Source organism: Streptomyces katrae (genome assembly GCF_000717655.1).
In the GTDB taxonomy this organism is placed as follows: domain Bacteria; phylum Actinomycetota; class Actinomycetes; order Streptomycetales; family Streptomycetaceae; genus Streptomyces; species Streptomyces katrae_B.
Map to the genome: position 1 here is coordinate 106,544 of NZ_JNZY01000005.1, position 25,555 is coordinate 132,098.

Annotated in this window: 27 protein-coding genes; 14 read left to right on the forward strand and 13 right to left on the reverse strand. The window is 71.5% G+C overall.

Annotation, left to right across the window (positions count from 1 at the left end):
* The first annotated feature begins 17 nt into the window (after positions 1-17).
* Positions 18-416: a nuclear transport factor 2 family protein gene (locus IF09_RS0108115; protein ID WP_030293411.1), complete on the forward strand. Its 399-nt coding sequence runs from the start codon at positions 18-20 to the stop codon at positions 414-416.
* 55 nt (positions 417-471) lie between these two features.
* On the opposite strand, the gene IF09_RS0108120 is transcribed toward IF09_RS0108115, so the two are convergent.
* The gene (locus tag IF09_RS0108120; RefSeq protein ID WP_030293413.1) at positions 472-1,719 is read right to left on the reverse strand and encodes a serine hydrolase domain-containing protein; all 1,248 of its coding nucleotides are present in this window, start codon (positions 1,717-1,719) and stop codon (positions 472-474) included.
* 654 nt (positions 1,720-2,373) lie between these two features.
* On the opposite strand from IF09_RS0108120, the gene rpmG reads away from it, so the two are divergent.
* From rpmG to IF09_RS0108140, 4 genes are all read left to right on the forward strand, one after another.
* Positions 2,374-2,538 carry a 50S ribosomal protein L33 gene (gene rpmG, locus IF09_RS41640; RefSeq protein WP_051832208.1) on the forward strand — a complete coding sequence of 55 codons (165 nt, stop codon included), beginning with the start codon at positions 2,374-2,376 and terminating at the stop codon, positions 2,536-2,538.
* Between the two features lie 66 nt (positions 2,539-2,604).
* On the forward strand, positions 2,605-2,847 hold the full coding sequence (locus IF09_RS0108130) for a type B 50S ribosomal protein L31 (RefSeq protein WP_030293415.1): 243 nt from the start codon (positions 2,605-2,607) through the stop codon (positions 2,845-2,847).
* Positions 2,848-3,056: 209 nt separating this feature from the next.
* Entirely contained in the window at positions 3,057-3,665 is a 609-nt protein-coding gene (locus tag IF09_RS0108135) for a GOLPH3/VPS74 family protein (RefSeq protein WP_030293417.1), read from the forward strand.
* Positions 3,666-3,769: 104 nt separating this feature from the next.
* Positions 3,770-4,126, forward strand: a complete 357-nt coding sequence (locus tag IF09_RS0108140) for a hypothetical protein (protein ID WP_030293419.1) — start codon at positions 3,770-3,772, stop codon at positions 4,124-4,126.
* 88 nt (positions 4,127-4,214) lie between these two features.
* On the opposite strand, the gene IF09_RS0108145 is transcribed toward IF09_RS0108140, so the two are convergent.
* From IF09_RS0108145 to IF09_RS0108160, 4 genes are all read right to left on the reverse strand, one after another.
* Positions 4,215-4,706 carry a hypothetical protein gene (locus IF09_RS0108145; RefSeq protein ID WP_030293421.1) on the reverse strand — a complete coding sequence of 164 codons (492 nt, stop codon included), beginning with the start codon at positions 4,704-4,706 and terminating at the stop codon, positions 4,215-4,217.
* An 82-nt stretch (positions 4,707-4,788) separates the two neighbouring features.
* Complete coding sequence (locus IF09_RS0108150) at positions 4,789-6,162, reverse strand: serine/threonine-protein kinase (RefSeq protein ID WP_030293423.1); 1,374 nt, start codon at positions 6,160-6,162, stop codon at positions 4,789-4,791.
* Positions 6,159-6,905 carry a hypothetical protein gene (locus IF09_RS0108155; protein ID WP_030293424.1) on the reverse strand — a complete coding sequence of 249 codons (747 nt, stop codon included), beginning with the start codon at positions 6,903-6,905 and terminating at the stop codon, positions 6,159-6,161. Before IF09_RS0108155 ends, IF09_RS0108150 begins: the two co-directional genes overlap by 4 nt.
* Before the next feature lie 454 nt (positions 6,906-7,359).
* The gene (locus IF09_RS0108160; RefSeq protein ID WP_030293425.1) at positions 7,360-8,751 is read right to left on the reverse strand and encodes an amidohydrolase family protein; all 1,392 of its coding nucleotides are present in this window, start codon (positions 8,749-8,751) and stop codon (positions 7,360-7,362) included.
* A 297-nt stretch (positions 8,752-9,048) separates the two neighbouring features.
* On the opposite strand from IF09_RS0108160, the gene IF09_RS0108165 reads away from it, so the two are divergent.
* Positions 9,049-9,639 (forward strand): TetR/AcrR family transcriptional regulator, encoded by a 591-nt coding sequence (locus tag IF09_RS0108165; RefSeq protein ID WP_030293427.1) that lies wholly within the window; start codon positions 9,049-9,051, stop codon positions 9,637-9,639.
* Here the strand turns inward: IF09_RS0108165 and IF09_RS0108170 are convergent.
* The 4 genes from IF09_RS0108170 to IF09_RS0108185 all read right to left on the reverse strand — a co-directional run bounded on the left by IF09_RS0108170 (position 9,622) and on the right by IF09_RS0108185 (position 12,277).
* Entirely contained in the window at positions 9,622-10,464 is an 843-nt protein-coding gene (locus IF09_RS0108170; RefSeq protein WP_030293431.1) for a helix-turn-helix transcriptional regulator, read from the reverse strand. The genes IF09_RS0108165 and IF09_RS0108170 overlap by 18 nt on opposite strands.
* Positions 10,465-10,554: 90 nt before the next feature.
* Positions 10,555-11,580 carry an NAD(P)-dependent alcohol dehydrogenase gene (locus IF09_RS0108175; RefSeq protein WP_051832209.1) on the reverse strand — a complete coding sequence of 342 codons (1,026 nt, stop codon included), beginning with the start codon at positions 11,578-11,580 and terminating at the stop codon, positions 10,555-10,557.
* A complete protein-coding gene (locus tag IF09_RS0108180) occupies positions 11,577-11,855 on the reverse strand; it encodes a helix-turn-helix transcriptional regulator (protein WP_051832210.1) in 279 nt (92 codons plus the stop codon). Before IF09_RS0108180 ends, IF09_RS0108175 begins: the two co-directional genes overlap by 4 nt.
* Entirely contained in the window at positions 11,849-12,277 is a 429-nt protein-coding gene (locus tag IF09_RS0108185) for a hypothetical protein (RefSeq protein WP_030293437.1), read from the reverse strand. The genes IF09_RS0108180 and IF09_RS0108185 overlap by 7 nt, the downstream gene beginning before the upstream one ends.
* Positions 12,278-12,532: 255 nt before the next feature.
* Here IF09_RS0108185 and IF09_RS0108190 point away from each other — a divergent pair, with 255 nt between their 5' ends.
* Positions 12,533-12,964, forward strand: coding sequence for a DUF7144 family membrane protein (locus IF09_RS0108190; RefSeq protein ID WP_030293438.1), 432 nt, complete (start codon positions 12,533-12,535; stop codon positions 12,962-12,964).
* Positions 12,965-13,165: 201 nt separating this feature from the next.
* On the opposite strand, the gene IF09_RS0108195 is transcribed toward IF09_RS0108190, so the two are convergent.
* On the reverse strand, positions 13,166-13,531 hold the full coding sequence (locus tag IF09_RS0108195) for a hypothetical protein (RefSeq protein ID WP_030293439.1): 366 nt from the start codon (positions 13,529-13,531) through the stop codon (positions 13,166-13,168).
* A 162-nt stretch (positions 13,532-13,693) separates the two neighbouring features.
* Here IF09_RS0108195 and IF09_RS0108200 point away from each other — a divergent pair, with 162 nt between their 5' ends.
* The 3 genes from IF09_RS0108200 to IF09_RS0108210 are packed head-to-tail and all read left to right on the forward strand — an operon-like array spanning position 13,694 to position 17,371.
* Complete coding sequence (locus tag IF09_RS0108200) at positions 13,694-14,638, forward strand: GDSL-type esterase/lipase family protein (protein WP_030293440.1); 945 nt, start codon at positions 13,694-13,696, stop codon at positions 14,636-14,638.
* A gap of 10 nt (positions 14,639-14,648) precedes the next feature.
* A complete protein-coding gene (locus IF09_RS0108205; RefSeq protein ID WP_030293441.1) occupies positions 14,649-15,857 on the forward strand; it encodes an MAB_1171c family putative transporter in 1,209 nt (402 codons plus the stop codon).
* Positions 15,854-17,371, forward strand: a complete 1,518-nt coding sequence (locus tag IF09_RS0108210; protein WP_063607324.1) for a hypothetical protein — start codon at positions 15,854-15,856, stop codon at positions 17,369-17,371. The genes IF09_RS0108205 and IF09_RS0108210 overlap by 4 nt, the downstream gene beginning before the upstream one ends.
* On the opposite strand, the gene IF09_RS0108215 is transcribed toward IF09_RS0108210, so the two are convergent.
* Positions 17,368-18,285 carry an aminoglycoside phosphotransferase family protein gene (locus IF09_RS0108215; protein ID WP_030293445.1) on the reverse strand — a complete coding sequence of 306 codons (918 nt, stop codon included), beginning with the start codon at positions 18,283-18,285 and terminating at the stop codon, positions 17,368-17,370. The two genes, IF09_RS0108210 and IF09_RS0108215, sit on opposite strands and share 4 nt — an antisense overlap.
* 88 nt (positions 18,286-18,373) lie before the next feature.
* Here IF09_RS0108215 and IF09_RS0108220 point away from each other — a divergent pair, with 88 nt between their 5' ends.
* Positions 18,374-19,030, forward strand: a complete 657-nt coding sequence (locus IF09_RS0108220; RefSeq protein ID WP_030293447.1) for a class I SAM-dependent methyltransferase — start codon at positions 18,374-18,376, stop codon at positions 19,028-19,030.
* A gap of 74 nt (positions 19,031-19,104) precedes the next feature.
* Here the strand turns inward: IF09_RS0108220 and IF09_RS0108225 are convergent, their stop codons facing one another.
* Entirely contained in the window at positions 19,105-19,515 is a 411-nt protein-coding gene (locus IF09_RS0108225; protein ID WP_030293449.1) for a Fur family transcriptional regulator, read from the reverse strand.
* 216 nt (positions 19,516-19,731) lie between these two features.
* Here IF09_RS0108225 and katG point away from each other — a divergent pair, with 216 nt between their 5' ends.
* Positions 19,732-21,963, forward strand: coding sequence for a catalase/peroxidase HPI (katG, locus tag IF09_RS0108230; protein ID WP_030293451.1), 2,232 nt, complete (start codon positions 19,732-19,734; stop codon positions 21,961-21,963).
* 60 nt (positions 21,964-22,023) lie between these two features.
* On the opposite strand, the gene IF09_RS0108235 is transcribed toward katG, so the two are convergent.
* Positions 22,024-22,515 (reverse strand): DUF6194 family protein, encoded by a 492-nt coding sequence (locus IF09_RS0108235; RefSeq protein ID WP_030293453.1) that lies wholly within the window; start codon positions 22,513-22,515, stop codon positions 22,024-22,026.
* 63 nt (positions 22,516-22,578) lie between these two features.
* Between IF09_RS0108235 and IF09_RS0108240 the strand changes: the two genes are divergently transcribed.
* Together IF09_RS0108240 and IF09_RS42355 are read left to right on the forward strand one after the other, a co-directional pair.
* A complete protein-coding gene (locus IF09_RS0108240) occupies positions 22,579-23,325 on the forward strand; it encodes a MerR family transcriptional regulator (RefSeq protein WP_030293455.1) in 747 nt (248 codons plus the stop codon).
* Between the two features lie 310 nt (positions 23,326-23,635).
* Positions 23,636-25,270 (forward strand): PKD domain-containing protein, encoded by a 1,635-nt coding sequence (locus tag IF09_RS42355; protein WP_158709931.1) that lies wholly within the window; start codon positions 23,636-23,638, stop codon positions 25,268-25,270.
* The last annotated feature ends 285 nt before the right edge of the window (positions 25,271-25,555 follow it).

Below are 25,555 nucleotides of genomic sequence, written 5' to 3' on the forward strand. Positions count from 1 at the left end.
TCGAGGATGATGAAGGCATGGGCGACCGTGCCGATTTCCTCATGTGGGTCAGGACCGCCCTGTACGAGGCGGAGCGTGCGCTGCACAACGGCGACCCGGCCCCCCGCCGGGCACTCTGGTCACGCAACGAGCCCGTGAGCGTCCTGGGTGCATGGCGCAACGCCAACGGCCGGCAGGAACTCGACACGCTCTTCCGCGCCCTCGCGGAGAGCTTCTCCGACTGCACGTCGTACGTGTTCGAACTGCAGGCGTACGACGTCGTGGGCGACATGGCGTACACGGCCGGCCTCGAACACACCTCCGTCTCCGTCGACGGACGGCCTCGGACCTACACACTGCGGGCCACCCAGGTGTACCGGCATGAGGACGGCGAGTGGAGGGTGGTCCATCGCCATGCCGACACCCTGCCCGAGTGAAGCCCGCGCGTGATGGACTGACCGGATGACGCCCTCCGCGCCTGCCCGGCGGCCGTCAACCCTTTCCGGGCACGTACGGCTGGTGGCCGGGATACACGTGATCGGGGGTCACGATGCCGGTGACCGCCTCACCGAAGAGCGTGCTGGGCTCTTGGCCCTTGTAGCTTGCATCGGTGTTGAGGAGGATCACCATGGTCGCCTCGGCCTGCGGCAGGTAGACGGGCAGGACTTCGTACCCGGGGATCGAGCCGTTGTGACCGATCCAGCCCTGTACGTTGAAGATGCCCAGCCCGTAGCCGTCGCCCTGGATGTTCATCGGGGTGGTCTTGAGACGTTCGGCCTGGGTCGCGGGCGTGAGCAGCCTGCCGGTGGCGAGGGTGCGGGCCCAGCTGCGCAGGTCCTCCAGGTCGGAGATCATCTCACCGGCGGCCCAAGCCCAGGAGGGGTTCCAGCGGGTCGCGTCCTCGATCTTGCCCGAGGCCGTCTGGTTGGTGTAGCCGTGCGCGTACGGATCCGGTAGGGCCGCACTCGTGGGGAAGACCGTACGGCGGAGCCCGGCCGGTGCCAGGACGTCCTCGGCGATGACCTCGTGGAGCGGCCGGCCGGTGATCTTCTCCACCACCAGCCCGAGCAGGATCAGGTTGGTGTTGGAGTAGTCGAACTCCGCGCCCGGCGCGAACTGCGCGGGGTGTTTGAAGGCGGAGTCGAGCAACTGCTGGGGTGTGAAGGACTGTTCGGGATCGGCCTGGAGCTTCTTGATGAAGTTCTCGTCCAAGCTGTAGTTGAAGAGCCCGCTGCGCATGCCTGCCAGTTCGCGCAGGGTGATGCGGTCGCCGTTCGGAACGCCCTTGACGTACTTGCCGATGGGGTCGTCCAGTCCGGCCTTGCGCTGGTCGACCAGTTGGAGGAGGGCGGTGACCGTGAACGTCTTGGTCTCACTGCCGATGCGTACGTGGAGCCCGGTGGTCATGGGCGCGCCGGTCGCCTTGTCCGCGACCCCGAAGGTCTTCACGTAGCTCCCCTTGCCGGGGGCCCACAGGCCCACGGTCACGCCCGGCACCTTCGTCTGGCGCATGACCTGCCGGATGGCCGCGTCCAGCTGCGCTGCAACGGCCGGCGTGAGCTGCGGGAAGGGCGTGTCGGGGTCCGGGGAGGGGGCGGCGGAGAGGGGGGTCGACGGCACGGGGGTGGACGGCGCCGGAGCGGTCGCCGCGGAGGCGGAGGCCGCGAACACCGGGGCGATGAGCACGCCCGCAGCGGCAGCAGCGCAGGCCCGGCGAAGCCGGAGGTGGGTTGGCTTCACGGCATGGTCTCCTGCCGTCCGAGGACCCGGGCAACAATGCAAGCGTAGGTCTGCGCCACGCCGGTCGCGCGGTGAGCCGTCCCGGCTCAGTCTCCGGGAAGGATGCGGCCGCCCGGCCCGGAGTGTGTCGGCTGCGGTGGCGCATACGGCCACTTCCGGCGCAGCCGATGCGCCGTCGGCGGTCCCGGTGCGGGCGCCGAGGTCGGCATCTTCGGGGATGTGGCCGTGCATGCGCGGCCACATCCAGGTCAGGGCGGAGTCCGACGACTTGCGGGCATCGTGCGCGCTCGCGTGCGGGCCGCTGAGCGGGGTCCGGCTGATCGCGGTCTGCTGCGGGGCGGCCGGCCGTCACCGCGATCACCACACGCGACCGCGATCCGTCCCGGCGCCCTGCGCCGCCACCCGGAACAGCGGGCCCGCACGAGCACATCGCCCGCACGCGACACGGCGTCGACCGCATCGGCTTCCGCTGCGGCTTCCCCCGGCTCCACCGGTACCCGTACCACCATCGGCCGCGACCCGCGCGGTCGGGTGGGCTTCGTCGGCTGCGGGGCGGGGCGGGGCGGGAATGCGCCGGACGAGGCTTCTGTTACAGCAGGCAGCTGGCATGCGCGAGTCAAATATCGCGGCCAGTGTCGCTGAGAGGAGCACCACGTGGCACGCACCGTCACGCGCCCCGTCGTCCGACTGAAGTCGACGGCCGGGACCGGTACCACCTATACGACGCGGAAGAGCACCCGGAACAGTCCGGACCGGCTCGTCCTGCGGAAGTACGACCCGCTGGCCGGCCGGCACGTCGCCTTCCGAGAGGAACGCTGAGCCCCACCGGACGCCGCCCGGCACGCAGGCACGCACCCGGCACCCGCGCATGAGGAAGGAAACCGCATGAAGCCCCGTATCCACCCCGAATCCCGCTCCGTCGTCTTCCGCGACCGCGCAGCCGACGTCGCGTTCCTGACCCGGTCGACCGCGCACGCGACGGGGACGATCGAGTGGCAGGACGGCAAGACCTACCCGCTGGTCGACGTCGAGATCTCGTCGGCGAGCCACCCGCTGTACACGAGGACCTCACCGATCGTGGGCTCCGAGGGCCGCGTGGAGCGCTTCAACCGCCGCTACGGCCGCTGAGCGCGGACCAGGGCCGACCGCTTGTCCCGGCCCCGCGGCTTGCGGGACCGGGCCGGTTCGGGCGTGGGCTTCCCGCCGTGACACCGCGTGTTCGTGAAGTGGGGGGGCGATACTGAAGATCCACGTACGAAGGCCGGCTCGGCCGGCCGGGTGGGGACGCAGCGGTGCCGATGCCGCAACAATGCCGATGACTACGAGGGGAGCCGTTCATGACCACGGCGAAGGACCTGTTCATCATCGCCATGGACCCGCAGCCGGACCGTTCGGTGGGGCAGGGTGACCTGTCGCTCGCACTCGCGGGAGCCGAGCTGATCGATCTCATCGATGCGCAGGCCGTCGCCTTGGACGGTGACAGCATCGTGCCTGGTCAGCAGTGGGCGCTGGATGACCCCCTGCTGGACGAGGCAGCGGCGGTGCTGGCGCGGCAGGCCCCGTACGAGCAGGTCGAGGACTGGCTGTGGCGCAGGGGACGCGATCTCGCCGCGGCGTACCAGGCCGCCCTCGAGGCGGACGGTCAACTGGCCCGGGGGCGAAGCGGCCGGTCGCTCTTCGGGGCGGAACGCCTGGAAGTGGTCGATTCCCCCGCTCGCCGCCAGGCTCTGAGCCGCTGGGAGGCGGAAGAGCCCGTCCTGGCCGCCCTCGGTGCGGTCGTGGGGATCCAGGGCGGGGCGCCCGAGGAGGAGCCGAACCTCGACGGGAACGAAGCGGTGACGACCGTGCTGGCCGTCGTCAACGACGCGGTCATGGAACTGGAAGCCGTACGCCAGAGGCGGTCCATCGAGAAGGCGGCGTTCGCCAACGTCTGGCGCGGACCGTGACCGGGACCTGATGTGGCCTCCGCTCGACCGGTCCACGACAGCCGAAATGCAACAGGTCGCCGAACCGGCTCCCGGACCGGGGCGAGAGCTTCTAGGCTGGTCACATGCGCCACACGCTCACCAGCCTCGCCAGTGCCTACGAACTGGAGCGCGTCAAGCGTGCCCCGGCCGGCGGACGCGACTTCATGGCCCGGGCCGCCGCCTACGAGGAACGGGTGGCACAGCACCCCGACCTGCGCCACTGGTCCCCCGTGGACAACGCCGATCCCGGGGACGACGGACCCACGCGTGTTCTCGACGCCGACCTCGACGCGTGGACGCGCCTCGGCGACGGCCCGAACCGCGGCGCGTGGCGGATGGCCCGGTTCAACCGCCCGGAACTGGAGGAACAGCCCGGCGGCGCGCTGACGTGGCAGGAGCTCACGTACCACTACGGGCCCCTCACCGAGGACAGTCCGTAGGGCGATCCGTACGAGATCGGACGGTCAGGCCGACACCCTGCCCGGCCCCGGTCGGAAGCGACCGGGGCCGGACAGGCGTGACGGTCGATCAGCAGTTGCGGACGGAGAAGATCGGCGTCCAGTTCTGGCCCTGCTGGCCGCCGCCGGGCTGGAAGGACTTGTCGACTCCGCCGTTCTGGTAGTACAGGTACGAGGTGGGGTTGCCCGTCTGGTTGTCGAAGTACCAGCCGTTGCCTTCCCAGTTGTACACCGAGTACCGGTTGCAGTTGTAGAGGTAGAAGATCTTCCAGTCCGACGTCGTCGGATCCCAGACGAGGGTGCAGAGGTTCCCGCTGTCGCAGCCGTAGCTGCCGCTCGGCGGCACGTGGGAGGTGCGGACGCCGGGCGAGATCCCGGGGGACGCGGCAGCTGCGAGGGACGCCGGCCGGGCGTCTGCGGGCGCGGCCGGCGCGACCAGGGCGCGGGCGCCCGCGCCCTGGTCCGAGGGCGCGGCGGCCTCGGCCGACGCGGTGGTGAAGGCCGCCGTGAGCAGCATCGTGGTGACGCCGACCATGCCGAGAACGGAACGCTTGGGGCGCATCGTGGACTCCTTGTCAGAGCGGTGTGACGTACCTCGAGACTCGTGGAGGAGCCGCTGCGGCAGTACCTCGCACCTGCGAGGGTCAGCAGTTCGGGACCCAGGCGTGGGAGCGCGGCCGGTCCGCGCCGGTGAGGTCGGCCCGGGTACGCACCTTCACGCAGCCCAGCAGCTCCCGCCGGTCGGGCTGGGCGTAGTAGAGGACGTCGACCTGGGTCGCCCCCTCGGCGAGGTCGAACCCGTTGTTGTAGACCGAGCGGGGCCCGCTCCGGGCCGCCCACGGGCAGGGGGCCTGGCCGTCGCTCCAGTCGGTGTCCCCGTCGACCCAGGAGCACATCTCGCCCCGGCCGTCCTCCTGCGCGAAGAAACAGACGGCCCCGCGGCGGCACCGTTCGTACCCCGCCTCGGGCGCGCCCCCCAGCGGGAGCAGGCCCGAGCCCCATACGACCCCCAGGACGGCCAGCGCCGCCGTCCCGGCCGTGATCACCACGCGGCGCCGCCGCCTTCGCGGATCCAGGGCGCGCAAGATGCCCGGTACGCGCCGCGGTGCGGCCCGGTCCGCGGCCGCCGCCTCCACCCGGCTCAGCAGTGACGCCGCGGTGTGCCGGGCCCGGTCCTCGTGCCTGCGGGCCAGGCAGTCGCGCACGATGTCCCGCCAGGGCTCCGGCAGTTCCGGCGACAGCCGCAGTTCCTCCTCGCCCCTGGCATAGCGCAGCGCCGCGTCCCGGCGGGCGGCGGAGTTACCGCCGGGCAGCGGCAGCGAGCCGGTCAGGACCACGTGGGCCAGTACGCCGAAGGCCCAGATGTCGGCCGTGGGGCGGATCTTCGTCCCCCGTTCGCCGACCTCCGACCAGAGCAGGTCCGGCGGGGTGTAGTCGGGCGTCGCGAACGCGGGCGCGTACGCGTGGGTGCCCTCCAGCTGTGCCGCCGTGTTGAAGTCGCCGAGCCGCGCCGTGCCGTCGGGCATCAGCAGGACGTTCGCGGGCTTGAGGTCGCCGTGCACCCAGCCCGCCGTGTGCAGTTGGTCGAGCCCCTCGCAGACCTGGGCGAGGAGGGCGGGCCCCTCGGACGGCACTCCTTCGGCGAGCAGGGCGTCCAGGGACCCCTCCGCCTCCTCCAGGACGAGTACGGTGGCGCCGTCGAGCTCGGGGCGGCCCGGGTCGTCGAGCGTGAGCACCTCGTACATCCGGATCAGGCGCGGCGTGCGCACCCGGCGCAATACCTCGGTCTCGCGCTCGGCGAGCTCGCTCAGGTGCCGCAGCTGGCGCGGCGTACGGGTGCCGGTCGGGAGGACCTTCAGCGCGGCCCGGCCGGGCCGGCCCGGCTCGGGGAGGGCGCGGCGAGCCGCGTACACGCTGCCGAAGGCGCCGGCTCCGAGCAGGTGGCCGACGACCCAGGGGCCGATCCGGTAGCCCGGCGGGACCGCGAGGGCGCCCCGCTGCCCGGCCCGCCCGGTCAGCGGACGGTACCGGTCGGGGCGGCCGACAGGGCCGCCAGGTCGGGCTCTCGGACCAGGTCGAAGCGCAGCGCCAGCGACACCAGGGTGTCCTTCTTGCCGACCAGTCGCGGTCCCGGATCTGCCGTGTCGGGGCCGGGCTTGAGGCGGAGCTTGACCGCGAGGTAGTCGATGCTCCACTGCACCGCGGCCCGGTTCGCAGCCGGCCACAACGGCCTCAGCCGTTCGACGACCTGCTCGACGGTGGGCAGCGGGGCGTGCGGTTCACCGCGCAGCCGCGGTTCGCAGAGCGCGGTGAGGACCAGGAAGTACCGGCTGGAGCGGTCGAGCGGGAAGGCGAGCGCAGTCGGCTCCCCGCCGGGCTCCCCGGGTTCGTCCGGGTCGGCGTAGTCGTGGCGCGGCGCCCAGACGTCCAGGGTGAGCAGTTCGGAGCCGGCCGGCAGGACGAGGCGGGCGAACTCGAACGGGACGGGCGCGCCCAGCCGGCCGGGCGCGATCTTGATGTGCTCGCCGGCGCCCTCCGGGTTCTCGACCACGTACGTCGACGCGCGGCTCAGGTTGCTGAGCGACCAGTACGTGCCCGTGGCGGTGATCTCCCCCGCCGAGCGCGAGACGCCGGCGTGCGGGACGTGCAGGCTGCCGCCGCCCGCGCTCTCGCGGCCGAACCGGAGGGTCTGCCCCGGTGCCAGGCGGATCTGTCCGGCCGGGGACATGGTGGATCCCGGAACCACGACGATGCTGTACAAGTTGCTCCCCTCCCCCAAGGTGCCGGGGGCAGGTTAGCCAGCGGAATCGATCGTTTCTGTGAACGTTGGCCGGTACTCGACACTCGCCGCGCCGCGTGCAGCGCTCGGCTGGAGAAGGACCAGTACGGGCCGGAGCGGCTTTCGGGCCCGTCGACGGGGCAACGGCAGACGGGTGCTGGTGCAGTTGCGGCTCCGCACGCCGGGCAGGTCCTCGCCGGCGCCCGTGTACGCGACACCGTTCGAAGTAGGCCGGAACGCGGTGGTCCCGCCACGGACATCGGCACCGGCGCACGCAGCATGCGCACGGGCCCGGTGGCCGGTGAAGGTCAGGTCGAGCGCGCTGCCGGAACGTGGCCACCGCCTGCCCCAGCGCCCCCGGGCACCCGGGCGGCACCGGACGCCGGAGCCACCGCGCCCCTCGCCGCCGCACTGACGGCATTCGGCAGTGGGGCCGTCAGGCGGCCGGTGCGTTCAGCACGTACGTGCGCGAGGCGTGTACGGCACTGCGCAGCGCGGGGAGGTCGACGTCGAGGACTCGTCCGTTCCACTTGCGGGGTTCGCCGTTGATCAGGACCGTGCTGATGTTGCGCGGGTCGGAACCCAGGACCACGGTGCCGATGGCGTCGTTCAGCGGCATGTTGTTGAGGTCCTCGGCCTGGATGACCAGGAGGTCGGCCTTCTTGCCCGGTGTGAGCGAGCCGGTGACGCCTGCGAGTCCGTTGGTGCGGGCGCCCTGGAGGGTGGCGAAGTCCAGGACGTCGTGGGTGGTGATGCGGGAGGGCTCCCGGTCGGTGCCGTAGGCGGCGTTGACCGCGCGCATCCGCTGGAGGGCGTGCAGGGTCCGCATCTGGGTGAACATGTCGCTGGCCAGGGCGACTTCGACGTCGATGCTGAGGCCGGGGCGGATGCCGGCGGCCAGGGCCTCGTCGATGGCGGGAATCGCGGTCTCCAGGCCGATCTGGGCGTCGGAGGTGGGGGCGAGCGACACGGTGGCGCCGGTCGCACCCATGGCCTTCCACGCCTCGGGGGTGAGTCCGGTGGAGTGGATGAGGGTCACGTCGGGGCCGAGGATTCCGTCCTCGGCCCAGCGCAGCACCGCCTTGGAGGACGCCGCGCCGAAGACGGCGTCCACACTCACTCCGATGCCCAATTCCTCGGCCCTATGGGCGAGTTCGGGTCCGTAGGCGAGTGCAGGTCCGGCGATCTCGTCGGTGGCCAAGGCCGCCAGCCGCAGGGTCAGCAGCTGGTCGTCGCTGCTGAAGTACCGGTCCTTGATGCGGGTGAGATCGCCGGGCCACTGCCGGTCCCAGTCGCCGAAGTGCGGGCCCATGGAGGCGTGCACTGCGCGGATTCCGGTGCCGATGAGGGCCTGGATCGCGGCGTCGGAGTGCTCTCGGGTGCGGGAGTTGTGGGAGAAGTCGAGCATCGTCGTGATCCCGCTGTCGATCGCCGTCAGGGCGGCCAGCCTGGTTCCGACGTACATGTCCTCGGGCCGGTAGACGGTGGCGTGGCCGGCCAGGGTGGCCGTGACGTAGCCGCCCAGGTCGTCGACGTCCGGCATGATCCGGCGCAGCTGGGCCTGCCAGGCGTGCCGGTGGGTGTCGACGAAGCCGGGGGCGAGGATCGCGCCGGTGGCGTCGATGACGACGGCGTCACCCCCGCTGATGTCGCCGCCGACCGCGGTGATCGTGTCGCCCTCGACGAGGAGATCGCCGCGGTCGATGACGCCGAGGCAGGGGTCCATGGTGACGATCGTCGCGCCGGTGAAGAGGATGCGCCGCTGGGCGGCGGGCCGGCGCCGGATCCGCGTCAGGACGGCGTCGGAGGCGTTGGCTTGGACGTGCATGACAGGACTTCTTTCCGTACACCGAAGGAGGAAGTGGCGAGCAGCGGGCACCGGGTGGCGACCGGAACCGCTCTGCCCCCAGCCTCGGTTGCGTCGCGTGCGGCAACCAGGCCGCCGCGTTCCCTGGTGTCGCGCACCCAGGATGGGGATGTGGCGTCGCGCGCAGCGGGTGCGGCGGTGCACGCCGCTTGGTCGCCGGTCCCCCGGTCTGCCATCATGAACGAAACGGAACCTTGCTCCGCGGCACTGATACGGAGCATCGTGCCGCTTGGCAAGTCGCATCGAAGGAGCGTGGCGGTGAACGACGGCGGACAGGGCGCGGGAAGCGCAGCGGGGTCCAGACGCAAGGACGCGCGGCGCAATCAGCAGGCCCTGCTGGAGGCGGCCGCCGCGGTGTTCGTCAGCTCGGGGGTGGAGGCGCCGGTACGGGACATCGCGGCCGCGGCCGGCGTCGGGATGGGCACGATCTACCGCCACTTCCCCACCCGGGCGGACCTCGTCATCGCCGTCTACCGCCACCAGGTCGACGCCTGCGCCGAGGCCGGCCCCGCCCTGCTGGAGACCAGCGCGTCACCGCACGCCGCCCTCGAACGGTGGGCCGACCTCTTCGTCGACTTCCTCGTCACCAAACACGGCCTCGCCGCCGCGATGCAGGCCGACCGTTCCGACTTCGAGACACTGCACGCCTACTTCCTGGACCGCCTCGTGCCGGTGTGCACCCAGTTGCTCGACGCTGCCGCCGCCACGGGCGAGATCCGCTCCGACCTCACCGCGTACGGGCTCATGCGCGGCATCGGAAACCTCTGCATCGGCGCCGGAAGCGACCCCCGCTACGACGCCCGCCGACTGGTCGCACTCCTCGTCGCAGGACTACGCCGGCCCTGCTGACTGCGGCGCGCGCCGCACGGGACGGAGTTCTGCGAAGGCGGCCGCGGTGGCACTGGCGGGCTCGGCCTGGTAGACGACCAGCTGCTGGTCCGGGGCACCGTTGACGGTGAAGGCCGAGAACTGGATCTCCAGGGCGCCGACTTTGGGGTGCGCGAGGTGCTTGGGCTGCCGGGTCTTGCCCCGCACCTCGTGCCGCGCCCACAGGGCGGCGAATTCCGGGCTCTTCGCGCGCAGCGTGTCGACGACCTCGGTGATCCGCGGGGACCCGGGGTCGTATCCGTACGCGGCACGGATTTCGGCGACGCAGGAGTTCGCGGCCTTCTCCCACTCCTGGTGGAAGCTCCGTCCGGCCGGGTCGAGGAAGACCATGCGGGCCAGGTTGTCGAACCGCTCGAACCCGCTGTGCAGGGCCGCGGCGAGGGGGTTGTACGCCAGGACGTCCAGGGCAGGGCCCAGGACGAACGCGGGGGTGTCGGGCCAGCTGTCGAGCAACTGCAGGAGCTGGGGGCTCACCCGGGAACGGCCGGCGACGGTCTCGTGGCGCTCACGGGGCGCCCGGGTGAGTCTGCGCAGGTGGTCGAGCGCCTCGCCGTCGAGGTGCAGGGCGGCGGCGATGGCGTCGACGACCTGGGGCGACGGGCTGGTCTCCCGGCCCTGTTCCAGGCGCATGTAGTAGTCGGGGCTCACGCCCGCGAGCAGGGCGACCTCCTCGCGGCGCAGCCCCGGCACCCGCCTGCGGCCGTGCGCGGGCAGTCCTATGTCCTGCGGCTTGAGGGCTTCGCGCCGTGCTCTGAGGAACTCTCCCGTGGGACTGCTGTCGCGCATGACATCAACGTACTGGACGGGTGACGGGCCGACCGCCCGCGAAGCCTTCCACCAGGGCGTACCGGGCGGCGCCTGCGGAGCATCCGGCCCTCAGTCGTTACCTGCAGGACCTGCTTCGTCGGCGCCGGCTCCCTCGTGCTCGCGCCGGACGCGGATCGCGATCTTGCCGCGTACGTGCCCTTCCCGCAGGCGGCGTATCGCATCCGGGACTTCGGCCAGCGGGTACGTACGGTCCAGCACCGGGGTGAGCGCGCCGGACTCCAGGAGCTCCCCCAGGACGCGCAGGTCCTCGGGGCGGGGCGTGGAGGCGAGCCCGCGCAGGCGGTGGCGGGTGAAGGGCGAAAGCAGCAGGGCCCGCAGCTGTCGGTCGTGGCCGCCGATCCAGCGGCCGTCGGTCTCGCCGCCGACGATGACCAGCGTCCCGCGGGGGGTCAGGGCCCGGCGCAGCCGGTGGAGGGGACGGTTGCCGGCGATGTCGAGGACGAGGTCGTAACGGTGGACCCCGCCGGTGGGATCCTCGCGGGCGTAGTCCACGACCTCGTCGGCGCCGAGGGAGCGGACCAGGTCCGCCTTGGGGCCGCTGCACACCGCGGTGACGTGTGCGGCCCCCAGCGCCTTGGCCAGTTGCACGGCGTAGGTCCCGACCCCGCCCGCGGCGCCGATCACCAGGACCCGCTGACCGGGCTTCAGGCGGCCGGTGCGCAGGGCCTGGAGGGCGGTGGTCGCCGAGATCGTGACGACCGCCGCCTCTTCGGGCGTGAGCCGGGCCGGCCGCGGAGCCAACTCGTCCTCCTTGGCGCAGGCGTACTCCGCGAAGGAGCCGGTACAGGTGCCGTACACCTCGTCGCCCTTCCGGAAGCGGCCGGCACCCGGGCCGACCGCCTCCACGCGGCCCGCGACGTCCAGACCGCGGATCCGCTGTTTGGGGGCCCGCAGGCCGAAGCCCGCTGCGCGGAGCGCGTAGGGCGTGCCCGTCATGAGGTGCCAGACCCCCTGGTCGAGGCCGGCCGCCTGCACGCGCAGGAGCACCTCGCCCGGCCCGGGGACGGGCTGTTCCGTCTCTTCGAGACGCAGGACGTCGGGCGGTCCGTACACGTCCTGGACGATGGCTCTCATCGGCTGTCTCCCTCGTTGCCTGTGCTGCCGGTCGTGGCGGTGTCGGTCGGGCCGCTGGTGGGGGCCGAGTACTGGAAGACGCTGTCGAGGGGGACCCCGAACACCCGGGCGATCTGGAAGGCCATCTCCAGCGAGGGCGAGTAGCGGCCCTGCTCGATGGCGATGACCGTCTGGCGGCTCACGCCGATGCGGCGGGCGAGTTCGGCCTGGGTCATCTCGCCGTGGGCGAAACGCTGGGCCCGGATGGTGTTGGTGACCCGCGTCGCCTTCACCACGGGTGGAATCCGAAGCGGTACGAGATGACCTTGACCACCGAGCCGAGCACCGACGACAGGACGAAGGCCAGGTAGATGGCGTTGGCGATCCAGAACGGAGCGGCCTCGGCCATCGCGAGCAGCAGGCCTGCGACGCCGCCGATCACGACGAAGGACTGTCCGACGTACTCGCCGAAGCGGTGGATCTCGCGGTCGCGCTGGTCCTTGACGTTCGCTTCCTTCGGGGAGGTGGTGGCGATCGCGGTGTGGGCGGCGATCGACGCGACGATCGACAGGCCGACCGTCCACAGCAGGGCTCCTGCGTACGGCGCGCGGGTCAGCGGCACTCCTGCGGGGCGCCCCAGCACGACCCACAGGTACACCAAGTAGGACCCGATCGTGACCACCACCATGCTCCAGGCACGTTTCTCCTCGACTGCCACTGCCGCTCCCCATGTCAAGAAAACCAGACATGGGGAGTGTCAAACAGTCGCAACATCATGTCAAGCATTCTTGACCAACGACCTCGCGGGGCAGCGACCCCCAAGGCCCCGATGGCATCTCCATTTCCGGTGGTCACGGCGGCGCCACGGCTTCGGAATGCCGACGGGGTGCCCCCATGCCACGCTGAGACGGGGGATCACGCAGGTCCGGCATGCACGGCTGACCGGACGGCGCTGCCAAGCAAGGAGGCCGACATGGCCAGCTCCACGCAACCCACAGCGGCCGCCGCCGACCCGCGCCCGTGGCACGGGCCCACGTCCGGAACGACCGTCCTCGCCGGAGCGCTGATGATCTTCGGCGGGGCGATGGCGATCTTCGAGGGGATCTCGGCCATCGCCAAGGACCCCCTGTTCATCGCCACGCGTCACTACGTGTTCGAGTTCAGCCTGACGGGCTGGGGCTGGGTCCACCTCATCGTGGGCATCGTTCTCGTCTTCGCCGGCTGCGCCGTGCTCAGCGGAGCCCTGTGGGCACGCTACTTCGGCGTGTTCGTCGCGGGGCTGGGCGCGGTCGCCAACTTCCTGTGGATCCCGTACTACCCCCTCTGGGCCACGATCCTGGTTGCCGTCAACCTCTTCATCATCTGGGCACTGTGCCACGGCATGCACCGAGAGGCCGCCGGCTGACGACCGCCGGGCGCCGGCCGCCCCGTCAACCCGAGGGTGAGCAGGAGGAGTTCGACGAACCCGGAGCGAACGCGGAGGCGGACTCCGAGGTGGACGCCGAGGTGGACGCCGAAGTGGCCGTCCTGATCGTCGGGGCTGGGCCCGTCCGGTTCACCGCGCAGCAGGACTGGGAGCCGTTCCGCGGACAGCCGCCGACTCCGGTCAGGGTCCTTCGTCGTACGTTCCCGCCTCCACCTCGAGGGCGAGCTGCTGGAGCACCTCGATCGACGAGATGTCCGTCCGGCCGCCGTCGTGCGCCATGGCGAGACTGGTGAAGGCCAGGCTGAATCCGGCGACCATCGTGTGCAGGGCCGGTCCCAGGGCCTCCGCGACGAGACGGGCCACCTGCTGCGGCGACGCGTCGGCCGGCACGCTGATCGACGGCAGCATCTCGTTCAGCAGCTGGGTGACGACCCCTGCTTCCGTCTCGGGACCGTCGTCGTCCTCGCCTGCCTCGGCCGCCCGGCGGATCTCCTGGGCTTCCGTGAGGATGCCGATGACTCGCTTGAGGACCTCTGCACGTTCCATCTTCGGAGCGTAGCTCCCGCCCGCGCGGACCGGGCTCACGTTCCCGCATCTCCTCCTTCCCCGGTGGCGGCCGCGTGATGACCGGGGACGGCGCGTTCGGTGGCCGGTGTCGGCCGTTAGGGTGAGTTGATCATTCCTTCCAGAAAGGCCACGCGGCGCACAGTGACCGATTCACGCCCCCACACCCTGTTCTCCTTCGGCACGCTGATGGACGAGAGGGTCCAGACCGCTCTCTTCGGCCGAGCCGTGCCGACTGCCCCGGCGTCGCTGGCCGGCTACACCACCCGGCCCCTGCCGATCACCGACCCGGACGTGATCGCCGCCAGTGGCCTCGACGTCCATCTGATCCTGGAGCGCAAGCTCGGCGCGGCGGTCGAGGGCGCCGTCCTGCACCTCTCCGACCAGGACCTCGCCGCGGCCGACGCCTACGAGGTCGACGACTACGCCCGCCGACGGGTGGTCCTCACCTCCGGGAAGAGCACCTGGGCCTACCTGGACGCGAAGCCGCTGCGCTCCGCGCAGCGCATCGTGATCGTGGGCGACAGCATCGCCTACGGGCGCTGTGATCCGCAGGGAGGATGGGCAGGCCGCCTGGCGGCTGCCCACATCGCGGCGAACGAGGCCGAACACCGCCTCTTCAACCTGGCCATACCCGGCAGCACCCTCACGGATGTCAGCGAGCAGGCACCCGCACTGCTGGGCCCGCGCCTGCCGGACACCCTCCTCGTCGCCGCCGGTATCAACGACTCCGCGCTGCCGCTCGCCGCCGCGCCGACGCATGATGACGGGCCGGCGCCGGCGCACCTCGCGGACCGTCTCGGCTCGCTGGCCGTCACGGCCCTCAGGCACAACGCACGACTCGTCGTCGCGGGGCCGACATGGATCGACGAAGCACGCACCCGCGACTACGAGGGCCTGCGATTCACCCGGGCACGAGCGCTGGAACTTCGCGCATCCCTGCGGACCTGGTGCGACGGCAACCACGTCGACTTCCTCGACATGTGGGAGCCTCTGCGCGAGAGAAGCGAACTGCTCGTCGACGGCCTCCACCCCACCCCCCGAGGGCACGAGGCGGTCTACCGGCATCTCGACGCCCTCAGTCGCTGAGGAACACGGCGTGAACGACTCGAACGGACTGGGCTTCTACATACCCGGAGTCCTGCTGCTCGTGGCCGCGGGCCTCAAGCTCCCCGCCCTCTGGCGCAACCCCCGCGACGAACTCCTGCGGTCCGTCTGCATCCTCCTCGCGCTGGCGACCGCCGTGTTCGGGTTCACCGCGATCCCCACGATCGTCGCGGTCAACCGGATCACGGGAGTCCCCAACGCCGCCGCACCGCTCGTGTTCTCGCTGCTCACGGCCTTCTCCGGGGCCAACATCGTGCTCATCTTCCGCTGGAGCAGCGGCCCGGAGGACGCCGAGCGGACACGCCGGCGGTCCCGGCTGTGCAACGTGGTCACCCTTGCGGTGATCGCGGCCATCAACGTGCTCTTCGCGCTCGGCGACGCCCCCGTCGAACGCCTACGAGATCTGGACACGTACTACGCGTCCACGCCGTACATCAGGGAGATGATCCTCCTCTACCTCGCGGCCCACACCACGGCAGCCGTCACCATGACGCTTCTGTGCTGGAGGTGGGCGCGCGAGGTCCACGGCGCGCTCCGCTCGGGGCTCGGCCTGATCGCCGGCGGGTACGTGCTCAACCTCCTGTACGACATCGCCAAGTTCACTGCGATCGGGGCCCGCTGGGCGGGCAGCGACGACTGGGACGCCCTCAGCTCGGAGATCGCACCGGCCCTCGCCTCCGTGTCCGCGCTCCTGATCGCGACCGGGTTCGCCCTGCCGCTCATCTCCCAGCAGGTGACGGACCGATGGCGGATGTGGCGCCGGTACCGCCGGCTCCGCCCGCTGTCCCGGGAACTCGAGGGGGCGACGCGGCGCAGCATCGACCTGGCCGGCGGGGCCTGGACGTCCATCGAGATCCGGCTGACCCAGCGCGAGTCGGACATCCACGACGGGATCCTCGCGGTCAGTCCCTATCTGCAGGCCGGCGTACGGGAACAGGCGCTCCGGGTGGAACTGGAAGCCGGTCGTCCGGCCGACGAGGCTGCGGCCGTCGCCGACGCCGCCGCTCTGGCGAGTGCCGTCGTCCTCTGGGGCCGCGCGCAGAACGCGCCCGGGCAGGAGCCGGTGCCATGGGCCGCGAGCCCGGTCCTGACCTCGCCGAACAGCCCTCAGGGACTGGTCCGCATGTCCCAGGCGCTGACCAGGTCGGCCACCGTCCGTTCCTGCCGGCGGAGCGCCGTCGTGGGGAGCAGCACAGCATGACATCGCGCCCTTCCGCGTTACCCCGCGTCGTCGTGCTCGGCGGCGGCCTGGCGGGCACTCTCGCCGCGGCGGCCCTCGCCCCCCATGCCGGCGAGATCCTGATCCTGGAGCGCGACAGTGCGCTGCCGCAGACACCCGCGCCGCGGGCGGGGCTCCCGCAGGCCGCGCACGCCCACACGCTGTGGGCCGGCGGGGCCGATGCGGTGGAGGAACTCCTTCCAGGGATCACGGCCGACTGGCTCGCGGCCGGCGCCCACCGCATCCCGATCCCGAACGGGATGGTCTCGTTCTCCCCGGCCGGCTGGTACCGCCGCTCATGGGATCCGACGCACTACCTGATCGGCGCCGGCCGCGACCTGATCGACTGGGCCGTACGCAGGCGGGTCCTGGGGATGCCCAACGTCGAGCTCAGGACGCGTACGAAGACCACCGCTCTCGCAGGCGACGGCGCACGCGTACGGGGCGTGTACGTCGAACAGGCCGGGCACGACGGCCGACAGGCCGGGCAGGCCGGGCAGGACGCGTACGGGAGCCCGAGCCTGATCGAGGCGGACCTCGTCGTCGACGCGACCGGCCGCAGCTCGAAGAGCACCCGGTGGCTCCTCGACATCGGCGGCCCCGAGGTGCGGGAGACGGTGGTCGACGCCGGTGTCCGCTACGCCAGCCGCCGGTACCGCGCCCCGGAGGGAACGGAGACCGACTGGCCGGTGGTGCACGTTCCGGCTGATCCCCGGGAGGCCCGGCCCGGGCTCTTCGCCACCATCATCCCCATCGAGGACGGCCAGTGGCACGTCAGCCTCTCGGGTACGCGCGGCGGCGAGCCCTCCTCGGGCGAGGAGCTCTTCGAGGAGTTCGCCCGCGGCGTCCGGCACCCCCTCGTGGCCGATCTCCTCGCCCGCGCGGAGCCGGTCAGCGAGGTCAGCGTGTACGCGCGCACCGCGAACCGCCGGCGCCACTTCGAGCGGGCCGGGCTCCCCGAGGGATTCGTCGTGGTCGGTGACGCCGCCACCAGCCTCAACCCCGTCTACGGGCACGGCATGTCCGTCGCGGCCCGCGGCGCCCTCGCCCTGCGCGGCCAGGCCGCTCGGAGACCGGTCGCCTCCGCGGGCTTCACGTCACGGGCCCAGCGCGCGATGACGCGGCCGGCAACTGCGGCGTGGCTCCTGGCGGTCGGCCAGGACCGCTTCTACCCCGGGGCGATCGGCAGGAGGCCGAACCTGGCGGACCGGCTGAGCGCACGGTACGTGCACCGTCTCGCCCATACGGCCACGGGCAACGCCATGGTCGTCGAACGGATCAGCGACGTCGTGACCCTGCGGAAGCCGGCCGGCATCCTCGCCGGCCCTGCGGTGCTCCTGGCGGCGGCTCTCGGTCCCCGCAAGCCCCTGCTCGACGGCCCTGAACTCACTGCGCGCGAGCAGGAGATCCTGGCCCGGCCCCCACTGCGCTCGCCGCAGACCGCGAGCGCCGCCGACACCGACACCGACACCGACACCGACACCGACACCCCCTAACGACCGTTCCGGCCCGCCGCGTCGGCCAGAATCGCCTCGAGGCGTGCCCGGCATTCGGCGACGAAGGCGGGGTAGGTGTGCCAGTAGTACGAGATGCCGCTCACGGCGACCGCGATCGCCCAGGCGCGGGCGCGGGCCCAGGTCGCTTCGTCGAGGTCCAGGACGTTCCAGTAGGCCTGTCGGGCTCGGGGCGGCAGGTCCCAGACGGTGGCGTGCTCGGCGTCGGGGAAGCCGACCGAGAGGGCTCCGAAGTCGATGACCGCGTGGAGCCTGCCCTCCCGGACCAGGAGGTTGGTGGGCTTGAGGTCCCCGTGCAGCCACACGTGGGGCCCGGAAGGCTCGGGCAGCACGAGCGCGGTGCGCCACAGCCGTTCCAGCGCGCCGATGTCGAGCTCCGCACCCACGGTGGTGCGGCAGTCGTCGAGGGATCTGCCGAACCATTCGTCGCAGGCCTGCAGGCTGCCTCCGCGGTACCAGCTGAGGTCATCCGCCCGAGTCGCCCCCATGAGGTCGACGGCGTGGAGTTCCCGCACGACCGCCGCCAGGTCGGCTCCGAAGGCGGCCCAGTCCCGGACGGTGTCCGGGCCTGCTTGGTCGCCGTCGAACCAGCGGTAGACGGACCAGACGAGCGGGAAGGCGTCGGTGGGCGTCCCGGCGTGGACGGGCTCGGGGACGGGACACGCGAGCCGGGATGCCAGGCGAGGGAGCCACTCCTGTTCCTTGTGCACGGACCGGGCGTTTTCGGCGGTTCGCGGGAGTCGCACGACCAGGTCTTCGCCGAGCCGGAACATGACGTTGTCCGTTCCCGCACCGGCCGGCGACAGAGGCAGGCCGGCCCACTCCGGGCGCTGCGCCTCCAGCAGCGTCCTGACGAGCGCCTGGTCGATCGGGACCTCATTGTGGTGAAGCGTCACATCCGCAGCTTCTCCGGTGGAGGGGACGGACGGCCAGTGATTTTCGTTCCAGGGTGCATTGTCAGTGGCGGCTGACATGATCCCTGGCATGTCTGATACCACCCGTGCCATTGCCGAGTACTGGGACGCGGCCGCGACTGCGTTCGACGACGAGCCGGATCACGGCCTGCGTCAGGAGCACACCCGCACCGCGTGGGCCCGGATCATGAAATCGTGGCTCCCCCTCGGGCCGGCCGATGTGCTCGATGTCGGCTGCGGTACCGGGTCGTTGTCGCTGCTGCTGGCCGAGGCCGGGCACCGGGTCACCGGCGTGGACCTGGCGCCCCGGATGGTGGAGCAGGCCGAGGCCAAGCTCACGGCCGCGGGCTTTGCGGGCCGGTTCCTCGTCGGTGACGCCGCCGCTCCGCCGACCGGGCAGGAGCGGTACGACGTCGTACTTTCACGGCACCTGCTGTGGACCCTGCCCGATCCCGAGGCCGCGCTGCGGGAGTGGGTCGCGCGCCTCGGCCCGGGAGGCCGGCTGGTGCTGGTCGAAGGACGGTGGCGTGAAGCGGGCCAGAGCGGCGTGCCGTATGTCGCCGGAGCCGAGTCACTGCCCTGGAACGGCGGTATCGCCGCCGAGGACCTGGCCGCCGCCGTCCGTCCCCTCGTGTCCGGCCTGCGCATCGAGCCGCTCAGCGGCGACGCCGCACTGTGGGGCGGACCCGTGACCGACGAGAGGTACGCGCTGATCGCCCTGGCCTGACTGAGGAGCCCAGGGGTGTCGTCGAAGTAGCGTCGTCCGCGTGAGCCGGCCAGACGGGAGTTCGACGACACCCCTTAGGCGCAGGAGGGGCACAGTCCGCGGTAGGTGACCTCGGCCTTGGACACCGTGAAGCCGAAGCGTTCCTCCGGCGGGAGGCCGGTGAGGGGATCCCCCGTGGGGTGGACGTCGCGGATGGTGCCGCAGCGGGAGCACACCAGGTGGTGGTGTGGGTGGTGCGCGTTGGGGTCGTACCGCTTGGCGCGGCCGTCCGTGGACAGCTCCACCACCTCGCCGAGGGCGACCAGTTCGCCCAAGGCGTTGTAGACGGTGGCCCGCGAGATCTCCGGCAGCCGCTCCACCGCACGCGCATGCACCTCGTCGGCCGTCAGGTGCACATGGTCCCCGTCGAGTACCTCGGCAACGACACGCCGCTGGGAGGTCATCCGCCAGCCACGCCCACGCAGTCGTTCCAGCAGGTCACTCATGTCGGTTCACCCATTCAGGTTCGGTGGGACGCTCGGCGTTTGAAGAACGGTCCGGATCCCTATTGGTTATGGGTTTGGTGTGCTTCTTGACTTGGATTGTGTCCATCGTAGGATCGGTTCGGTCGGCAGCCAACCCTCACGACAGCCGCGCCCGTACGCAGCTTCCGCCACCGCACTTCCTTAGCAGCGTGATCCGCCCGGTTTGGAAGGATTCCCATGTCTGAGAACCATGATGCAAACGACGTAGACGCGAGGACGGAGGGCGGAGGCGGGTGCCCGGTCGCGCACGGGCGCGCCGCACACCCGACTCAGGGCGGCGGGAACCGCCAGTGGTGGCCCGAGCGGCTCAACCTCAAAATCCTCGCCAAGAACCCGGCCGTGGCCAACCCCCTCGGCGAGGAGTTCGACTACGCCGAGGCGTTCAAGAGGCTCGACCTCCCCGCGGTGAAGCGGGACATAGCGGAGGTGCTGACCACCTCGCAGGACTGGTGGCCGGCCGACTTCGGGCACTACGGCCCGTTCATGATCCGGATGGCGTGGCACAGCGCCGGCACGTACCGGATCAGCGACGGCCGCGGCGGCGCCGGAGCGGGACAGCAGCGCTTCGCCCCGCTCAACAGCTGGCCGGACAACGGCAACCTCGACAAGGCCCGTCGCCTGCTGTGGCCCGTCAAGAAGAAGTACGGCCAGAGCCTCTCCTGGGCCGACCTCATGATCCTCACCGGCAACGTGGCCCTGGAGCAGATGGGCTTCGAGACCTTCGGCTTCGGCGGCGGCCGCGCGGACGTCTGGGAGCCCGACGAGGACGTGTACTGGGGTCCCGAGAACACCTGGCTCGGCGACGAGCGCTACACGGGCGACCGTGAGCTGGAGAGCCCCCTCGGCGCGGTCCAGATGGGCCTCATCTACGTCAACCCGGAGGGGCCGAACGGCAACCCCGACCCGCTCGCCGCGGCCCGCGACATCCGCGAGACGTTCCGCCGGATGGCGATGAACGACGAGGAGACGGTCGCCCTGATCGCGGGCGGCCACACCTTCGGCAAGACCCACGGTGCGGGCCCCGCGGACAACGTCGGCGCCGACCCCGAGGGCGCTCCGATCGAGGCCCAGGGCCTGGGCTGGAGCAACAGCTTCGGCACCGGCAAGGGCGCCGATGCGATCACCAGCGGCCTCGAGGGCATCTGGACCAATACCCCCACCACTTGGGACAACAGCTTCTTCGAGATCCTCTTCGGCTACGAGTGGGAGCTGTTCGAGAGCCCGGCCGGTGCACACCAGTGGCGCCCGAAGGCGGGCGCCGGAGCGGGCACCGTCCCCGACGCCCACGACGCGTCGAAGAGCCACGCGCCGACGATGCTGACGACGGACCTCTCCCTCCGCTTCGACCCGGCGTACGAGCCCATCTCACGGCGCTTCCTGGAGAACCCCGCGGAGTTCGCGGACGCCTTCGCCCGCGCCTGGTTCAAGCTGACCCACCGCGACATGGGCCCGATCGTGCGCTACCTCGGCCCGGAGGTCCCGTCCGAGACCCTGCTGTGGCAGGACCCCCTCCCGGCCGTGACGCACGCGCTCGTCGACGCCGAGGACATCGCCTCCCTCAAGAGCAGGATCCTCGCCTCGGACCTGTCGGTGTCCCAGCTCGTCTCCACTGCGTGGGCGTCGGCCTCGTCGTTCCGCGGCAGCGACAAGCGCGGCGGCGCCAACGGCGCACGCATCCGCCTCCAGCCCCAGAGCGGGTGGGAGGTCAATGAGCCCGACCAGCTGACGACGGTCCTGCGCACCCTGGAGGGCGTCCGGCAGTCCTTCAACTCGGCCCAGACCGACGGGAAGCAGGTCTCGCTCGCCGACCTGATCGTGCTCGCCGGTGCTGCGGGCGTCGAGCAGGCCGCGAAGAACGCCGGCTTCGACGTGGAGGTCCCCTTCACCCCGGGCCGTGCGGACGCCTCGCAGGAGCAGACCGACGTGGAGTCGTTCGCGGCGCTCGAGCCGGTCGCCGACGGCTTCCGCAACTACCTGGGGAAGGGCACCCGGCTGCCAGCCGAGTACCTGCTGCTCGACCGGGCGAACCTGCTGACGCTGAGCGCCCCCGAGATGACGGTCCTCGTCGGCGGGCTCCGCGTCCTGGGCGCGAACCACCAGCAGTCGTCGCACGGCGTGCTCACCACGACCCCCGAGTCGCTGACGAACGACTTCTTCGCCAACCTGCTCGACCTGGGCACCACGTGGACGGCGACGTCCGAGGACGCGAACACGTTCGAGGGCCGCGACGCCACCACGGGCGAGGTGAAGTGGACCGGAACCCGCGCCGACCTCGTCTTCGGCTCGAACTCCGAGCTGCGTGCGCTCGCCGAGGTCTACGCGAGCGATGATGCGAAGGAGAAGTTCGTGAAGGACTTCGTCGCCGCCTGGGACAAGGTCATGAACCTCGACCGGTTCGACCTCGTCTGATCGTGACGTCCGGGCCGGTCGGCCCTCACCGGCCGACCGGCCCGGGCGTCCCCTTCCGTTTCACCCCTGCGGGCCTCCGTCGCCCGCCGCCGTGCCCGTGCGCCGATCGTGGCGCGCACGCGCCAGGCGGTGCGCGTGGCGCAGCAGTTCACGCAGGACCGTATCCGTGCGCCGGCCCGGATTCACCACGGCGAGCCAGCCGAGGGAGCCGTAGACCGGGTGCGCCTGCACGGTGTCCCCGGCACCGGGGTCGTCGTCGGTCGCCGGATCGCGCGGCGCACGGCCCGTCCGCCGGATGAACTCCTCCCTCCCGGCGGCGACGTTGACGCGGAACGTGTCCGGCCGGTCCAAGCGCGACGCCGCGTCGCCCGGACAGTCCTTCGTCACGATCGTCGCGAAGGGCTGGGCCGCTGCCGGGACGACGCCGTCGGGCGCGTGGTAGAAGAACGTGTCGCCCCAGCTGATCTCGGGCGACCCGTCGCCGGGCCCCGGCCTGACGGCCAGGACTCCCTCGAGGGCGCCCACGAAGTCGGTGATCTCGTCGATGGTCATGTCCGCAAGCGTTCCATTAAAGTGCTTGTGGAGACTTTGGCCGCAGTACGCGGGAGAAAATCGGTGCCAACCCTCAAATCGACGGTCATGCGGACGGTCGACGTCGCGCGGCGGGCCGGCTACTCCGTTCAGCAGATCCGCAACCTCGAGCGCGACGGCGTGGTGCCGCCCGCGGCACGCACCGCTGCGGGCTACCGGGTCTACGGAGAGGTCCACCTGAACTCCGTACTGGCCTACCGCGCCCTGGCAGCCGGTACGGGCCCGGTGGAGGCCAAGCGGATCGTGCGCGCCGCTCACCAGGGCCCGACCGCTCGGCTGTTCGCCCTCCTCGACGCGGTACACGCCCGACTCGACCGGGAACGTACGGATCTGGAGCTCGCCAGGGAGGCCGCCGGGGTGATCTCGGCCGAGCCGGTCTCCGACGTACGCCCGGCGGACGCGATGGGCGTGTCCGAACTCGCAGCGGCCCTCGGGGTCCGCGCCTCGACCTTGCGGCACTGGGACGCGGAGGGGCTCGTCATCCCCGACAGGCTCTCGGGACGGGGGACGCGACGCTACTCGCCGGCGCAGGTCCGCGATGCCAGGATCGTCCACCAGCTGCGCAGCGCCGGGTACCGCATCGATCCGCTCCGCGCGCTGATGCCCCAGCTGCGGCGCGGGCACCGGTGGGAGACCGTGGAGGCGGCGCTGGCGGCCCGCGAGACGAGCATCGAGCTGCGCTCCCGTGCCCTTCTCGACGCCTCGGCCGCCCTCCGGGCCGTCATCGACGTCGCGGACCGGGCCGTCCCGGACCGGCCGACTTCGGCGTAGCGCATCCGCGCGCCGTACGCCGTGCCGGGAATTCGCCGTGCGGCGGGGGGAGACCATCTGGACCGGGCAGACTCTGCGGTGGCCTCCCTCACGAGTCCGGCCCCCCGCTCGCCCGCCCGCCTGTTACCGCCTCGCCCCGATTGTCCGCCGGGCCCGAGGGGCCCCGTGGATTCGCGGCGGTCAAACAGGGCCACCCCCGTGATCAAGGCTCTGCGGCTGTGTACTCTGAGCGAGCTTTCGAACCTGTTCAAGCGTGAACCGAAATGGGGGGCCGGTGCGCAATCGCCGACTCGTAATGTCCGCTGCCGTCGTGGCAGCCAGTGTGGGTCTCATACCGGGGGTGGCCCAGGCCGGGCCGGCCACGCCGGGCACCGCGGGCACGCACGGGGTGACCGTGCCCGACGTGGACCTGAACAAGGCCGCGGCGTCGAACTTCACCACCTTCAAGAGCCCTGCCGAGCAGACGGTCCAGACCTCGTCCGCCGACAGGGCGAACGGCAAGGCCGCCGCCTCGCCGCAGGCGGAGGGCGTCACGACGTCCGAGCCGACGGTCGGCCTGATCGCCAAGGGCACCAGCGCGCGCGGGATCAGCCTGGACGTCGCCGTCACGAGCGACCCGGGGACCGCGCTCTCGGTCAACGTCGCCTGGGGTGACGGCACCAGCGTGACGTTCGGCGCCAACGGGCCGACCAACTCGACCGAGACGCACTCCTACTCGGAGATCGGCTCGTACACCGTCAAGGTCACGCTGTCGGACGGTTCGGGCGAGCGGGCCGTCAACCAGCTGCAGGTCGTGACGCCGGGCTCCGACTTCACGCCGTACGCGCCCACCCGTCTGCTGGACACCCGCGACGGCACGGGCGCGCCGAAGGGCAAGGTCGCTCCGTACGCCACCACGCGGGTCAAGATCTCCGGCAACGGCGCGATCCCCGCGGGTGTCACGGCCGTGGTCCTCAACGTCACCGCGACCAACACCACCAGCGGCGGCCACGTCACGGTCTTCCCCGAGGGCAGCGACCGTCCGACCACGTCGAACGTGAACTTCTCGGCCGGCCAGACCGTCCCGAACCTGGTGATCGTTCCGGTCAACAAGAACGGCTACGTCGACCTCTACAACGGCGGTTGGGAGCCGGTCGACCTGATCGCCGACATCACCGGCTACTTCACGCGCACCTCCTCCAGCGGCTACACCCCGCTGTCCCCCTCGCGCTTCCTCGACACGCGCGAGGGCCTCGGACAGGTCGCCGGCCAGGGCACCATCGGCGTCCAGATCACCGGCAAGGGCGGCATCCCGTACGGAGCCACGGCCGTCGCGCTGAACGTGACCGTCACCAACCCGCGCGAGGACGGCCACCTGACGGTCTTCCCGAGCGGCGGGTCGGTCCCGACCACGTCCAACCTGAACTTCCGCGGCGGCCAGACCGTCGCCAACTCGGTCATCGTGCCGGTGGGCCCCGACGGCTCGATCAAGGTCCGCAACGGCGCCTGGAAGGGCACCGACGTCATCGTCGACGTGGTCGGCTACTACAGCCCGGACAGCCAGGGCGCCTACCTGCCGTTCCTGCCGGAGCGGCTGCTCGACACCCGCGACCCCGCGGACTGGCCGTACGGCCAGCTGGAGGGCCAGGGCTACATCTACATGCCGCTGTCCACCACGCGCCCGAGCAACACGGCGTACGTGCTGAACACCACGGTCACCAACCCCCGGGGCGACGGTTACCTCACGGTGTCCCCGGACCCGAACAGCCTGTACGACTACGACAACGGCTGGGCGGACTGGCCGACGCCGCCCAACTCCTCCAACCTGAACTGGAAGAAGGGCAACACCGTCCCGAACCTGGTCCAGGCGGGCATGGGCAACAACGGCATCGTCGACTTCTGGAACCGTGGCTGGGACCCCATCGACCTCGTGGTCGACATCTTCGGCGTCTACCAGACGAACTGATCCGGGGGAACCGATCCGCCGGCAGGTGTGAACCACAGTGCCCCGGGAGACAGCCGTCGGCCGCCTCCCGGGGCACTGCACATGCCCGTCCCGGACGCGTCCGGTCCGGCCGGCGCCGTCTCCGGAGCGCGGGTGCGGGCGAGGAGGGCGCTGAGGAGCGTGCCCCGCAGGGCCACGGCCGCGGAGGCGATCCAGAACGAGCCATCGAGGCGCAAGCCTGACGCCCCACAACTCACCTGCGCATGCGCCGTGTTGTCGCAGCCTGCCGGCCAGGGCGGGCCCTTG

What these genes read in the sequence shown, in the direction of transcription:
- IF09_RS0108115 (WP_030293411.1), top strand. Translation starts at nt 18, where the DNA reads ATGGGCGACCGTGCCGATTTCCTCATGTGGGTCAGGACCGCCCTGTAC.
- IF09_RS0108130 (WP_030293415.1), top strand. Translation starts at nt 2,605, where the DNA reads ATGAAGCCCCGTATCCACCCCGAATCCCGCTCCGTCGTCTTCCGCGAC.
- IF09_RS0108135 (WP_030293417.1), top strand. Translation starts at nt 3,057, where the DNA reads ATGACCACGGCGAAGGACCTGTTCATCATCGCCATGGACCCGCAGCCG.
- IF09_RS0108140 (WP_030293419.1), top strand. Translation starts at nt 3,770, where the DNA reads ATGCGCCACACGCTCACCAGCCTCGCCAGTGCCTACGAACTGGAGCGC.
- IF09_RS0108145 (WP_030293421.1), bottom strand. Translation starts at nt 4,706, where the DNA reads ATGCGCCCCAAGCGTTCCGTTCTCGGCATGGTCGGCGTCACCACGATG.
- IF09_RS0108160 (WP_030293425.1), bottom strand. Translation starts at nt 8,751, where the DNA reads ATGCACGTCCAAGCCAACGCCTCCGACGCCGTCCTGACGCGGATCCGG.
- IF09_RS0108170 (WP_030293431.1), bottom strand. Translation starts at nt 10,464, where the DNA reads ATGCGCGACAGCAGTCCCACGGGAGAGTTCCTCAGAGCACGGCGCGAA.
- IF09_RS0108175 (WP_051832209.1), bottom strand. Translation starts at nt 11,580, where the DNA reads ATGAGAGCCATCGTCCAGGACGTGTACGGACCGCCCGACGTCCTGCGT.
- IF09_RS0108190 (WP_030293438.1), top strand. Translation starts at nt 12,533, where the DNA reads ATGGCCAGCTCCACGCAACCCACAGCGGCCGCCGCCGACCCGCGCCCG.
- IF09_RS0108195 (WP_030293439.1), bottom strand. Translation starts at nt 13,531, where the DNA reads ATGGAACGTGCAGAGGTCCTCAAGCGAGTCATCGGCATCCTCACGGAA.
- IF09_RS0108210 (WP_063607324.1), top strand. Translation starts at nt 15,854, where the DNA reads ATGACATCGCGCCCTTCCGCGTTACCCCGCGTCGTCGTGCTCGGCGGC.
- IF09_RS0108220 (WP_030293447.1), top strand. Translation starts at nt 18,374, where the DNA reads ATGTCTGATACCACCCGTGCCATTGCCGAGTACTGGGACGCGGCCGCG.
- IF09_RS0108225 (WP_030293449.1), bottom strand. Translation starts at nt 19,515, where the DNA reads ATGAGTGACCTGCTGGAACGACTGCGTGGGCGTGGCTGGCGGATGACC.
- katG (WP_030293451.1), top strand. Translation starts at nt 19,732, where the DNA reads ATGTCTGAGAACCATGATGCAAACGACGTAGACGCGAGGACGGAGGGC.
- IF09_RS0108235 (WP_030293453.1), bottom strand. Translation starts at nt 22,515, where the DNA reads ATGACCATCGACGAGATCACCGACTTCGTGGGCGCCCTCGAGGGAGTC.